Below are 12,530 nucleotides of genomic sequence, written 5' to 3' on the forward strand. Positions count from 1 at the left end.
GACCAGAGGTCGCGGCGGCATCGTGCCGTGGTGGGGAGCTCAGTCCTTGAGTTCGCAGATGACCTCGCCGTTGCCGACCGTGGCGCCGACCTCGGCGGTGAGGCCGGTGACGGTGCCGGCCTTGTGGGCCTTCAGCGGCTGCTCCATCTTCATCGCCTCCAGGACGACGACGACGTCGCCCTCGGCGACCTGCTGGCCCTCCTCGACGGCGACCTTGACGATGGTGCCCTGCATCGGGGAGGCGACGGAGTCACCGGACGCCGCGGCGCCGGCCTTCTTGCCGCCGGCCCGCTTCGGCTTCTTCGCGGCAGCGCCGCCGCCGACCGACAGGCCACCGAGGCCTGCGGGCAGGACGACCTCGACGCGCTTGCCGCCGACCTCGACGACGACCCTCTGCTTCTCGGTCGGCTCGTCCGCCTCGCCGGCGGTGCCCTGGTAGGGCTCGATCTTGTTGTCGAAGTCGGTCTCGATCCACGTCGTGTAGACGTCGAAGGAGCCCTCGCCGGTCGGGTTGGACGCCGCCACCCAGGCCGGGTCGCGGGTGATGACCTCGTGGAAGGTGATCGCGGTCGGCATGCCGTCGACCTCGAACTCGGAGAGCGCGCGCCGCGAACGCTCGATCGCCTGGGTCCGGTCGCGGCCGGTGACGATCAACTTGGCGACGAGGGAGTCGAACGCCCCGGGGACGGTCTCGCCCTTCTCGTAGCCGCCGTCGACGCGGACACCGGGACCCTGCGGCGGGTTCCACGCGGTGAGCGTGCCGGGCGCGGGCATGAAGTTGTTGCCGCCGTCCTCGGCGTTGATCCGGTACTCGATCGAGTGGCCGCGGATCTCGGGGTCGTCGTAGCCCAGCTCCTCGCCGGCCGCGATGCGGAACATCTCGCGGACCAGGTCGATGCCGGTGACCTCCTCGGACACGCAGTGCTCGACCTGGAGGCGGGTGTTGACCTCGAGGAAGGAGATGGTGCCGTCGGCGGCGACGAGGAACTCGCAGGTGCCCGCGCCGACGTACTTGGCCTCGCGCAGGATCGCCTTGGACGACTCGTACAGGCGCTTGTTCTGGTCCTCGGTGAGGAACGGCGCGGGCGCCTCCTCGACGAGCTTCTGGTGCCGGCGCTGCAGCGAGCAGTCGCGGGTGGAGATCACCACGACGTTGCCGAACTTGTCGGCCAGGCACTGGGTCTCGACGTGGCGCGGCTTGTCGAGGAACTTCTCGACGAGGCACTCGCCGCGGCCGAAGGCCGACACGGCCTCGCGGACGGCCGACTCGTACAGCTCGGGGATCTCCTCGAGGGTGCGCGCGACCTTGAGGCCACGGCCACCGCCGCCGAAGACCGCCTTGATGGCGACCGGGAGGCCGTGCTCCTTGGCGAAGCCGACGATCTCGTCGGCGTCCTTGACCGCGTCCTTGAGGCCGGGGGCCAGCGGCGCGCCGGCCGCGAGGGCGATCTGCTTGGCCTTGGCCTTGTCGCCGAGGCCCTCGATGGCCTCGGGGGAGGGGCCGATCCAGATCAGCCCGGCGTCGATGACGGCCTGGGCGAACTGGGCGTTCTCGGCGAGGAAGCCGTAGCCCGGGTGCACCGAGTCGGCGCCGGACTTCTTCGCGATGTCGATGATCTTCTCGATCACCAGGTAGGAGTCGCCCGGAGTGGATCCGTTGAGCGAGTGGGCCTCGTCGGCCAGACGTACGAAGAGTGCGTCGGCGTCGGGCTCGGCGTAGATCGCGACGCTGCCGATGCCGGCATCCTTCGCGGCACGGATCACACGGACGGCGATCTCTCCACGGTTGGCGATGAGGACCTTGCGCAGCGGCTGCACGGACTGGGTCACGGTTACTCCTGTCGAGCGATGGGGGCGATGGATCGCACGCCAACGACGGAGTCTAGGACCACCCGGGACCCGTCCCCGGACCGCGTCCCGCGAACCGGTCAGTAACACCCGGTTCGGCTGCCCACCCGCCAACTCGGTTAGCAATCGTTAACCTTCTCGCCTACGATGGACCCCATGAGCCAGTTCGAGCTGTCCCGCGAGCACGAGGAGTTCCGCCGGACCGTCCGGGACTTCGCCGAAGCCACCATCCGTCCGCACGTCGCCGAGTGGGACAAGTCACACCACTTCCCGACCGACGTGGTCCAGAAGATGGGCGACCTCGGCCTCTTCGGCCTGACGGCCCCTGAGGAGTACGGCGGCGCCGGCATCGACCCGGCCGACGGTCCCTTCACCTCGCTCTGCATCGCGATCGAGGAGCTGGGCCGCGTGGACCAGTCGATGGGCGTCACGCTCGAGGCCGGCGTCGGCCTCGGGATCAACCCGATCCTCACCTTCGGCTCGGACGAGCAGAAGAAGACGTGGCTGCCCGACCTCGTCGCGGGCCAGCGCCTGGCCGGGTTCGGCCTCACCGAGCCGGGCGCCGGCTCGGACGCCGGCGCGACGAAGACCCGCGCCGAGCAGGACCCGTCCTCGGGCGAGTGGACCATCAACGGCGGCAAGCAGTTCATCACCAACTCCGGCTCCTCGATCACCTCCGTCGTGAGCGTCACCGCGCGCACGGGCATCTCGGACTCGGGCAAGCCCGAGATCTCCGCGATCATGGTGCCGGCCGGCACTCCGGGCTTCGTCGCCGAGCCGGGCTACGACAAGCTCGGGTGGCACATCTCCGACACCCATCCGCTGTCCTTCACCGACTGCAGGGTCCCCGCGGAGAACCTCCTCGGGGAGCGCGGCCGCGGCTATGCCCAGTTCCTCGCCACGCTCGACGACGGCCGGGTGGCCATCGCCGCGCTGGCGGTCGGCCTCCTCCAGGCCTGCGTCGACCTCTGCGTCGAGTACTCCCTGGACCGCCAGACCATGGGCGGGCCGATCGGACGCAAGCAGGGGGTGGCCTTCCAGATCGCCGACCTCGAGGTGATGCTGCACGCGTCGCGGCTGCTCACCCACCGCGCCGCCGCGATGAAGGACGCCATGCTCGGCGGGGGCGGACCGAGCATGAAGGAGTTCAAGCAGGCTGCCTCGGTCGCCAAGCTCTACTCCAGCGAGTCGGCGGTCACCGCCACCCGCATCGCCACCCAGGTCTTCGGCGGCTACGGCTTCATGGAGGAGTACGCCGTCGCGCGTTTCTACCGCGACGCGAAGATCCTGGAGATCGGCGAGGGCACCTCGGAGATCCAGCGGATGCTCATCGCCCGCGGGCTCGGCCTGCCCGTCGAGTAGGCCCCTGTCGGGCCCGGCGTCGCCGCGCCACCGCGAACCCGATCAGGCAGACCACGGCGACGCCCACCACGGCGGCCACGTCCCGGCGGTCGAACCCGCTGTCGTCGTCGCGGTCGTCGGGCCGGTCCTCCGGCCCGACCTCGGGCGCGGCCTGCAGCGTGCCGTCGACCAGTCGGGAGCCCGCCTGGGGACCGATCATCGACTCGATCGGTGTGTAGTCCGGGATTCCCTGCGCCGCGGCGCCCGTCGTGGCGAGGGTGAGTCTCGCGCGAACCGCGAGGTCCTCGGCGGCGGTGCCTCCCTCGATCTCGTTCGTGCCGCCCCAGCGCACCAGCACGTAGTGGATGCCGGCGAGTGACTCGGTGTTGATCGTCGCGTCGTAGGAGTCGCGGTTCGGGTAGGACACCACATGGGACTGTGCGCCGGTCCGCAACCGGGCGCCGGCTCGCGGACGGACCGTCCAGTCGTCCGGCGCGCGGGCGCCGAAGGCCACCTGGCTCGTGCCGAGCATCGGACCGACGATCTCGACGGCGATGCCGTCGGGGTGCGGAGCGCCGTCGGGCAGTCGCGTGTCGAGCTGGGCCTGCAGCGACTGGTCCCAGTTGAGAGGGACCGCCAGGACTGCCGTGCGGCCCGGTCGCAGCGTCACGGTGTAGGTGCCGTCGCCGACGACGGGAGCATTGGTCGGCGTGGTCCCGGCAGGGATCCGGCGGGCAGGGGTGGCCGGCTCCACCGGGGTCCAGGTGGGCAGGTCCGGCTCGGGCAACAGGTCGAAGGAGTACTGCGACAGCGGAGGTTCCTCGAAGACGAGGAGCTCGACCTCGCGGCCGACGTCGGCCCTGTCTCCCGGGACGCCCAGCGCGAGATGCAGGTCCTCGGCGACGGCGCACTCGTGATCGGTCACGTCGGTCCACGTCGAGACGGCGGTGAAGAGCAGCGGCGCCGGCTCGCCCGGGGTCGGCCGGAACACCCCGCTGCTGCCGCACCCCTGACTGCCGGGCGTCGTACCGATCTCGAGGCGGAGCCCTTCGCCCACCGAGTCGCCCGCCCCCACGAACAACGCGGCGACGTGGAAGGTGGTGCCGTCCTCGGTGCGGGGCAACCGGTAGTGCAGCGGGCCGTCGGCGGGGAGTCGGTCGAGGTAGCGACCGGTCCTCAGCGGCGGCGCCTCCTCCGGATCGCTCGCTCCGACGACGGGTGTGCCGGCGAGGGCCGGTCCAGGGTCCTCGTCCGTGCGGGCAGCCACGGAGGACACCGGCAGGACGGTTGCGGCGAGGAACGCCGCGAAGCAGCCGAGCAGCGGGCGGGGCAGCGGGCGGGTCAGCGGGCCCACAGGTCGGTCCACCGGTGCCCGAGCTCGCCGACGAGCCCGCGCAGCAGGGGCAGGCTCACCCCGACCACGTTGTGGTGGTCGCCCTCGATGCCGGTCACGAAACCGCCACCCAGACCGTCCACCGTGAAGGCCCCGGCGACATGGAGGGGCTCGCCGGTCGCGACGTAGGCGGCGATCTCCTCGTCGCTCACGTCGGCGAAGTGGACGGTGGTCGAGGCAGTGGCCGCCGCTTGCTGTCCCTTCGCGACATCACGCAGGCAGTGGCCGGTGTGCAGCACGCCGGACCGGCCGCGCATCGCCTGCCACCGCCGGACCGCGTCCTCGGCGTCGTCCGGCTTGCCGAGGGCCTCGCCGTCGAGCTCGAGGACCGAGTCGCACCCGAGGACCAGCGCCTGTTCCGGCAGGGCAGAGCCGTCCGCGACGGCAGCGCACTTCAGCTCGGCCAGGCGCAGCGCCAGCTCGGCCGGGGGGATGCCACTGACCTGGGACTCGTCGACGCCGGACACGATCACCTGCGGCGCGAACCCGGCGCTCCGCAGGGTCGCCAGACGGGCGGGGGAGGCAGAGGCGAGGACGAGGTTCGGCACGACCTCACCCTAACGAGGGCGTTCGCGCTCCAGCCCGAGCCATCCGGCGAGCGCATCGATCCGGGCGTCGACGGCGTCGCCGATCTCGGGCTCCCAGGGATGGTCCTCGTGGATCGCGTGGACGCGCAGGACGCCGGCCTTGCGGTCGGCCTTCGCGTCGAGCTTCCCGACCAGGCGGTCGGCGTACACGATCGGCAGGGCGAAGTAGCCCCAGCGCCGCTTCGCGGCCGGCTTGTACATCTCCAGGACGTACTCGAAGTCGAACAGGTCCAGGGCCCGGTCGCGGTCGTACACCAGGCGGTCGAAGGGGGAGAGGAAGGTGCAGCGGCCCTCGAAGGGCTCCTCGGACGCGACCAGCGCGTCCGGGTCCACCTGCCAGGTGCCGGACACGCCGTCGACCTGCACCTGCTCGCCGAGGTCGCCGATCGGCGACGGCTCACCGGGGGAGCGCAGGGGCTTCGCGCGACTGATGCCGAGCGAGGCGAGGCGTCGCTGGTCGCGCAGTCGACGGGCTTCGGCAGGTGGGGGTCGGAACAGGTCGGCCGGGTGGACGCGCTCGGCGAGGTCCCACCGCCGGCTGCGGCCCTCCCGGCCCGCGATCGCGACCTCGCCGGTGAGGCACAGTGCCTCGAGCATCCGGTTGGCGTTCTTGTCGTCGTTCCACCCGGTCGATTCGTAGGGGACCTCGGGGTCGTTGGGCAGCGCCGCAGCGACGACAGGACCTTCCTCGCGCAGGTGGTCGAGCACCCGGCGGCGATAGCGGGCGTTGGCCTCGATCCAGGCGCGGGTGCTCGGGTGCACCCACTCGTCGGCGACCGAGAGGTGGATGCCGATGTCGTCCATGGTCCGGATGAAGGTGACGTGCTCGGTCAGGGAGCGCTCGGTCTCGAGCGCGAACACCAGGTCGGAGGGGTCGTAGGCCTCGCCCAGGCGTGACCACGCCACCAGGTCGGGGCTGCGGATGATCGCCGTCGTCGGGTCGATCTGGAGCAGGGTGAGGTGATCGACCATCGCCACCAGCGATTCCGGGTGCCAGGCATCGAGCAGCTGGGCTCGTACGGCGATCTGGCGAGCCTGCTGGCGATCGAGGGTGAGCACGGTGGTGTCCTCAGAGGCGCCCGAGGGCCGCCTTCAGCGGGTCGAGCCCCAGTGAGCCGAGGTCGAGCGCGGCCGTGTGGAACGCCTTCAGGTCGAAGGCGCTGCCGTGCCGTGCCTGCGCGTCGGCGCGGGCGTCGAGCCAGATCCGCTCGCCGACCTTGTACGACGGCGCCTGGCCCGGCCAGCCGAGGTAGCGGTTGACCTCGAAGCGCAGCGAGCCGTCGTCCATCCGCGAGTGCGCGCGCATGAACTCGAAGACCCGGTCGGCGTCCCAGACCTCGCCGGGGCGCCAGCCGAAGGGGTTGTCGGCCGGGATGGTGAGGCCCAGGTGCACACCGATGTCGACGATGACCCGGGCCGCGCGGAAGCCCTGCATGTCGAGGAACCCGAGCCGGTCGCCGGGGTCGTCGAGGTGGCCGAGCTCGTCCATCAGGCGCTCGGCGTAGAGCGCCCATCCCTCGCCGTGACCACTCACCCAGCAGAGCAGTCGCTGCCAGCGGTTGAGCAGGCCCGCCTGGTGGACGGCCTGGGCGCACTGGAGGTGGTGACCGGGCACGCCCTCGTGGAAGACGGTGGTCGTCTCACGCCACGTGGAGTACTTCTCGTGGTCGTCGGTGAAGGAGAACCACATCGTCCCGGGACGGGAGAAGTCCTCCGAGGGAGGGGAGTACCACGCGCCGCCGTCGTTGATCGGGGCCACCTTGCACTGCAGGGTCCGCAGCGGGTCGGCGATGTCGAAGTGCACTCCGTCGAAGGCGGCGAGGACCGAGTCGGACTTCTCCTGCATCCAGGCCTGGAAGGCGTCGCGGCTGCCGCAGTCGCGGGCCGGGTCGGCGTCGAGGGCGGCCACCGCGTCGGCGACGGACCCGCCGGGGACGATGCGGCGCGCGGTCGCAGCCATGTCGTCCTCGATCCGCTTGAGCTCCTCCCAACCCCACTGGTAGGTCTCCTCGAGGTCGACGCTCGCACCGAGGAAGTAGCGCGACGCGAGGGCGTAGGTCTCGCGACCGACCCCGTCGACCTCGCGACCGCGGGGCTGGAGGTCGGTCTCGATGAAGCGGCCGAAGTCGGCGTACGCCGCAGACGCCTGCCCGGCGGCTGCGCGGAGCCGGTCGCCCAGCGCGTCGGGGGCATCGGCGACCGCCCGCTCGAAGTAGTCGCCGGCCGCACCCTCCTGGCCGGTCCAGCCGCGCACCTGGGCGGCCACCTCGGCGTACTGACGACGGGCGGAGATCCGACCAGCGGCGGCCTCCTCGAGGAGCGTCGTGCGGTAGCCGTCGAGGGCGGTCGGGATCGCGGAGAGCCGGGAGCCGATCGCGTCCCAGTGCTCCGGTGTCTCGGTCGGCATCAGGTCGAAGACCTCGCGGATCGCGTGGATCGCGCTGCTGATCACGGAGAACTCGCTGCGCTCGACGCCGGCCTCGGTGCGTTCGACGGTGAGGCCGACGCGCTCGAGGAAGGCGTCCTTGGCGACCTGCTCGCGCTCGTCGGCGACGGCGAGTCCGGCCACCTCGCCGAGGGCGACCCGGTGCAGCTCCTCGCGGGCCGCGAACCCGTTGGGCGAGAGGTCGGGCAGGGCGTCGTCGTGGCCGGGGATCCCGGCGAAGGTGGCGGTGAGGGGGTCGAGGGCCGCCAGGTCCTCGACGAGCTGTTCGCTGCGCACGTCCACGAGTCGCGTCATGGCCGCCACCCTAGGTCTCCTCGCCGACAAGGGCACGGGAGTATCGCTCCGCCAGCACCCGCAGGTGGTCGACCAGCGCGGGGGGCGACTCGACCGTGAAGTCGAGCCCGAGCATCCCGATCCACACGGCGACGACCTCCAGGCTGTCGCCACCGGTCACCAGCACGCACCGACCCTCGGAGCGCGTCTCGACGACACCGACCGCGGGATTGATCCGGGCCAGCACCTCCTCGGCGGGTGCGTCGATCACCAGCCGGGCGTGCACCGCCCAGCCGGTCCGGGCGACCTCCCGGACCACGAGCTCGGTCAGCTCGCCCGGGGGAGCGGACGGGGTGAAGGAGCGGCCGCCGGGAAGGCGCAGGGTCAGCCAGTCCACGCGGTACGGCGCCCAGGTGTCGGTCGCGGCATCGCGGCCGACCACGAACCAGCGCCGTTGCCACGCCACCAGTCGATAGGGCTCGAACTCGACCCGCTCGTCGACCTCGTCGTGGCGCAGGAAGGCCCGGAGCCCGCGGCGGTCTCGGATCGCGGCGGCGATCTCGGTGAGGACCCCGGGGTCGACCGCCGGGTCCTCGACGTTGGAGTCGGTGTTGGCCGGCCCGGCCTCGGTGGCGTCGCGCAGGCTCGCGATGTGCCGCCGCAGCCGGTCGGGGAGAACGTGCTCGAGCTTGATCAGGGCCCTGCCGCCGCTGTCCTCGAACCCCGCGACGCCGGTCACCGTGCGCAGCCCGACGGCGACGGCCACGGCTTCCTCGTCGTCGAGCAGCAGGGGCGGCAGCTTCGCGCCGGTTCCCAGCCGGTAGTGGCCGGCGCGACCGCGTTCGGCCTCGATCGGATAGCCGAGCTCGCGCAACCGACCCATGTCGTTGCGCACGGTCCGGTCGGTCACGCCCAGGCGCGCGGCGAGCTCGGGGGCAGTCCATTCGGCGCGCGTCTGGAGCAGCCCGAGGAGTTCCAGGACCCGTCCTGAAGTCTTCTTCACATCGGTGATCTAACAGGAACGAAGGGTTCCGGATTGCCTCATAACGTCGGTTTCAAGAGGAAGGGCCACCCCACCAAGGCCCACCACAACCGAGAGGCACGACGATGACCGCGCAGATCACCCCCTTCAAGATCGACGTTCCCCAGGCCGACCTCGACGACCTGCAGGCCCGGCTCGAGCGCACCCGCTTCGCCCCGGCCGTTCCCGGCGACTCCTGGGAGTACGGCACGCCGGAGTCCTACCTGCGCGACATGGTCGAGCAGTGGAAGTCCTACGACTGGCGTGCCACCGAGGCGCGGATCAACGAGCACGCCGGCCACGTCACCGAGATCGACGGTCAGCGGATCCACTTCCTTCACGTCCGCTCCGAGGTCGAGGGCGCGACGCCGCTCCTGCTCGCGCACACCTACCCCGGCTCGATCATCGACTTCCTCGACATGATCGGCCCGCTGGTCGACCCGGTCGCCCACGGCGGGAGGGCCGAGGACGCGTTCCACGTCGTCGTGCCGTCGATGCCCGGGTTCGGCTGGTCCACCCCGGTGGTCGACACCGGCTGGACGATGAAGAGGGTCGCGGCGGCGTACGACGTGTTGATGCGGCGCCTGGGCTACGACGCGTACGGCGTCCACGGCAGCGACGGCGGCGCGATGGTCGGCCGCGAGCTGGCCGTGCTGAACCCCGAGGGCTTCCTCGGCGCCCACGTCCTGCACCTGTTCTCGTTCCCGTCCGGCGACCCGTCGGAGTTCGAGGGCTTCGGCCCCGAGGAGTACGCCGCGCTCGAGCACATGCAGTGGTTCCAGTCGGTCGGCGGCTACAACTCGATGAACGGCACCCGGCCGCAGACGGTCGCCGCCGGCCTGGCCGACTCCCCGGTCGCGGTGCTCGCCTACAGCGAGCTGTTCGAGAGCTTCGGCAACGGCACCAGCCTGGTGACGCCGGAGCAGGTCCTCGCCCAGGCGACGCTCTACTGGCTGACCAACACCTATGGCTCTGCGGCGCGCTACCACTACGAGGAGCAGCACTCCGGTGCCGAGCAGGTGGTCAGCCAGGGCCGGATCGGTGTGGCGGTCTTCAAGGACGACTTCCAGACCATCCGCTCGCTCGCCGAGCGCGACAACGCGAACATCCAGCACTGGTCGCGGTTCCCGAGCGGCGGGCACTTCGCCGCGATGGAGGTCCCGCAGGACGTGGTGGGCGACCTTCGGGCGTTCTTCGCCTGACCCGCACCCGTCGTCAGTGCCCGGTCGGCCTCAGGTCGCCCGGGCACTGCGGCGTGCGCCCACCAGCAGTGCACCGCCGACCAGCGTCTCGAGCACGATGAAACCACCCATCTTCGGGCTCGGGGCACCCTCGAAGAGCGCGGATGCCGCGCGTCCCGCAGCCATGCCGAGGGTCGCCAGTCCGATGCTCGTGCCCGAGGAGGGACTCGCGGCCAACGTCGCCGCGAAGGCGAGCGGGAGGCCGCCGTACACGGCCCGGATCTCGGTCCGCGAGTCTGCGTCCGGTGCGGTGCTGCCGATCACGGCCGGCACCAGACCGGGCTTGAGGAACGAGGCGAGTCCGAGGCCGGCGTACGACGCGGCGCCGATCGCGATGAGGGGGTTCATCCGTTCATGCTCCCCGACAACGACGATCGGCGGCGATGACCTCCGAGGTCATCGCCGCCGATCAGTCAGATCATCCGGGTGTCGTTCAGCGCGGCAGGCTGCTGGAGCGCCAGGCGCCACGGCCATGGGCCGCGGGCCGCCCGGGATAGGTACGCACGGCGCGGGCCGGCGAGGCCCACTCCGACGGGACCGGCTCCTCCGCCGGTGTCTCTCCACCCAGGGCGGAGAGCACCGCGACGATCGCGGCGACCTCCTCAGGGGTGGTGTCCGGCGTGATGATCCGGAGCAGCGGGGCTGCCTCGACCACCGGCTCGGTGTCGATCTCGTTCGTCATCTCAGTCCTCTGGTTTCGACGCGAGTCGGCTAGAGCGGAATGTTCCCGTGCTTCTTCGGCGGCAGCGTCTCGCGCTTGGTGCGGAGCAGACGCAGTGCCTTGACGACCTCGGCGCGGGTCTCGTGCGGCATGATCACGCCGTCGATGTAGCCACGCTCGGCCGCGATGAACGGGTTGGCCAGGGTGGTCTCGTACTCGTCGATCAGCTCGGCGCGTCGGGCCTCGACGTCGCCGCCGGCCGACTCGACCGCGGCGAGCTCCTTGCGGTGGATGATGTTCGCCGCACCCTGGGCGCCCATGACCGCGATCTGACCGGTCGGCCACGACAGGTTGATGTCGGCACCGAGGTGCTTGGACCCCATGACGTCGTACGCGCCGCCGTAGGCCTTGCGGGTGATGACGGTGACCAGCGGGACGGTGGCCTCGGCGTAGGCGTAGATCAGCTTGGCCCCACGGCGGATGATGCCGTTCCACTCCTGGTCGGTGCCGGGCAGGAAGCCGGGCACGTCGACGAAGGTCAGCACCGGGATGTTGAACGCGTCGCAGGTGCGGATGAAGCGCGCGGCCTTCTCGGACGCGTCGATGTCGAGGCAGCCGGCGAACTGCATCGGCTGGTTGGCCACGACGCCGACGGGACGACCCTCGATCCGGCCGTAGCCGACGATGATGTTCGGCGCGAACAGTGCCTGGACCTCGAGGAAGTCCTGGTCGTCGAGGATGGTCGTGATGACGTCGTGCATGTCGTACGGCTGGTTCGGGCTGTCCGGGATCAGCGTGTCGAGGGCGAGGTCCTCCTCGGACGGCACCAGGTCGGACACCTCGTCGAAGGACGGGGCCTCGTCCAGGTTGTTCTGCGGCAGGAACGACAGCAGCGCCTTGACGTACTCGAAGGCGTCCTCCTCGTCGGAGGCCATGTAGTGCGCGTTGCCGGACTTGGTGTTGTGCGTGCGGGCGCCGCCCAGCTCCTCCATCGAGACGTCCTCGCCGGTGACCGTCTTGATGACGTCGGGTCCGGTGATGAACATCGCCGAGGTGCCGTCGACCATGATGTTGAAGTCGGTGACCGCGGGGGAGTAGACGTGGCCGCCGGCGCAGTTGCCCATGATCATGCTGATCTGGGGGATCACGCCGGAGGCGTGCACGTTGCGACGGAAGATCTCGCCGTAGAGGCCGAGGGAGACCACACCCTCCTGGATGCGGGCGCCGGCGCCCTCGTTGATGCCGATGATCGGGCACCCGGCCTTCATCGCCAGGTCCATGACCTTGGTGATCTTCTCGCCGTAGACCTCGCCCAGGGAGCCACCGAAGACGGTGAAGTCCTGGGAGAACACGCAGACCTGGCGGCCGTCGACGGTGCCGTAGCCAGTGATGACGCCGTCGCCGTAGGGGCGGGTCTTCTCGAGACCGAAGGCGGTCGAGCGGTGCCGGGCGTACTCGTCGAGCTCGACGAAGGAACCCTCGTCGAAGAGCATCGCGATGCGCTCACGGGCCGTCTTGCGGCCCTTGGCGTGCTGCTTCTCCTGCGCCTTGGCGGCGGGGGCATGCACTGCCTCGTCGGTACGACGCTCCAGGTCGGCGAGCTTTCCTGCCGTGGTGTGGATGTCGATGTCTGCCGGCTGCGGCTGGGCGGTCAACGTGGGCCTCCTGGTTCTTCGACGCCCCCGGGGTTTCCATGAGGCGCCTGCTGCGACAGGGTAG

The 12,530-nt window shown here is 70.9% G+C and carries 11 protein-coding genes; 2 read left to right on the plus strand and 9 right to left on the minus strand.

The genetic code is table 11. The features are described 5' to 3' along the window. Positions 1–39: 39 nt before the first annotated feature. On the minus strand, positions 40–1,809 hold the full coding sequence (locus ASE01_RS03615) for a biotin carboxylase N-terminal domain-containing protein (protein ID WP_200958750.1): 1,770 nt from the start codon (positions 1,807–1,809) through the stop codon (positions 40–42). Between the two features lie 195 nt (positions 1,810–2,004). Between ASE01_RS03615 and ASE01_RS03620 the strand changes: the two genes are divergently transcribed. Then, entirely contained in the window at positions 2,005–3,210 is a 1,206-nt protein-coding gene (locus ASE01_RS03620; protein WP_056748669.1) for an acyl-CoA dehydrogenase family protein, read from the plus strand. Here the strand turns inward: ASE01_RS03620 and ASE01_RS03625 are convergent. Genes ASE01_RS03625 through ASE01_RS03645 form a run of 5 tightly spaced genes read right to left on the minus strand, consistent with a single transcriptional unit; the run spans position 3,176 to position 8,891 of the window. Continuing rightward, a complete protein-coding gene (locus tag ASE01_RS03625) occupies positions 3,176–4,543 on the minus strand; it encodes a hypothetical protein (protein ID WP_056748670.1) in 1,368 nt (455 codons plus the stop codon). The two genes, ASE01_RS03620 and ASE01_RS03625, sit on opposite strands and share 35 nt — an antisense overlap. Next, positions 4,531–5,130, minus strand: a complete 600-nt coding sequence (locus ASE01_RS03630; RefSeq protein WP_056748671.1) for a Maf family protein — start codon at positions 5,128–5,130, stop codon at positions 4,531–4,533. Before ASE01_RS03630 ends, ASE01_RS03625 begins: the two co-directional genes overlap by 13 nt. A gap of 9 nt (positions 5,131–5,139) precedes the next feature. After that, positions 5,140–6,228: a DNA glycosylase AlkZ-like family protein gene (locus tag ASE01_RS03635; protein WP_056748672.1), complete on the minus strand. Its 1,089-nt coding sequence runs from the start codon at positions 6,226–6,228 to the stop codon at positions 5,140–5,142. Between the two features lie 10 nt (positions 6,229–6,238). Continuing rightward, the gene (locus tag ASE01_RS03640) at positions 6,239–7,909 is read right to left on the minus strand and encodes a DUF885 domain-containing protein (RefSeq protein ID WP_056748721.1); all 1,671 of its coding nucleotides are present in this window, start codon (positions 7,907–7,909) and stop codon (positions 6,239–6,241) included. Positions 7,910–7,919: 10 nt separating this feature from the next. Next, positions 7,920–8,891, minus strand: a complete 972-nt coding sequence (locus tag ASE01_RS03645) for a helix-turn-helix transcriptional regulator (protein WP_056748673.1) — start codon at positions 8,889–8,891, stop codon at positions 7,920–7,922. Positions 8,892–8,995: 104 nt separating this feature from the next. Here ASE01_RS03645 and ASE01_RS03650 point away from each other — a divergent pair, with 104 nt between their 5' ends. After that, positions 8,996–10,111 carry an epoxide hydrolase family protein gene (locus ASE01_RS03650; RefSeq protein WP_056748674.1) on the plus strand — a complete coding sequence of 372 codons (1,116 nt, stop codon included), beginning with the start codon at positions 8,996–8,998 and terminating at the stop codon, positions 10,109–10,111. Positions 10,112–10,141: 30 nt separating this feature from the next. Here the strand turns inward: ASE01_RS03650 and ASE01_RS03655 are convergent, their stop codons facing one another. The 3 genes from ASE01_RS03655 to ASE01_RS03665 form a co-directional block, all read right to left on the minus strand. Beyond that, a complete protein-coding gene (locus tag ASE01_RS03655; protein WP_056748675.1) occupies positions 10,142–10,498 on the minus strand; it encodes a DUF4345 family protein in 357 nt (118 codons plus the stop codon). Positions 10,499–10,583: 85 nt separating this feature from the next. Then, the gene (locus tag ASE01_RS03660) at positions 10,584–10,832 is read right to left on the minus strand and encodes an acyl-CoA carboxylase subunit epsilon (RefSeq protein WP_056748676.1); all 249 of its coding nucleotides are present in this window, start codon (positions 10,830–10,832) and stop codon (positions 10,584–10,586) included. A 29-nt stretch (positions 10,833–10,861) separates the two neighbouring features. Beyond that, entirely contained in the window at positions 10,862–12,466 is a 1,605-nt protein-coding gene (locus ASE01_RS03665; protein ID WP_056748677.1) for an acyl-CoA carboxylase subunit beta, read from the minus strand. Between the last annotated feature and the right edge of the window lie 64 nt (positions 12,467–12,530).

The sequence above is a fragment of the Nocardioides sp. Root190 genome (genome assembly GCF_001428565.1).
GTDB lineage: Bacteria > Actinomycetota > Actinomycetes > Propionibacteriales > Nocardioidaceae > Nocardioides.

Excerpts from the sequence above, each read along its gene's own strand:
- ASE01_RS03620 (WP_056748669.1), top strand. The coding sequence starts at position 2,005 with ATGAGCCAGTTCGAGCTGTCCCGCGAGCACGAGGAGTTCCGCCGGACC.
- ASE01_RS03640 (WP_056748721.1), bottom strand. The coding sequence starts at position 7,909 with ATGACGCGACTCGTGGACGTGCGCAGCGAACAGCTCGTCGAGGACCTG.
- ASE01_RS03650 (WP_056748674.1), top strand. The coding sequence starts at position 8,996 with ATGACCGCGCAGATCACCCCCTTCAAGATCGACGTTCCCCAGGCCGAC.
- ASE01_RS03655 (WP_056748675.1), bottom strand. The coding sequence starts at position 10,498 with ATGAACCCCCTCATCGCGATCGGCGCCGCGTCGTACGCCGGCCTCGGA.
- ASE01_RS03660 (WP_056748676.1), bottom strand. The coding sequence starts at position 10,832 with ATGACGAACGAGATCGACACCGAGCCGGTGGTCGAGGCAGCCCCGCTG.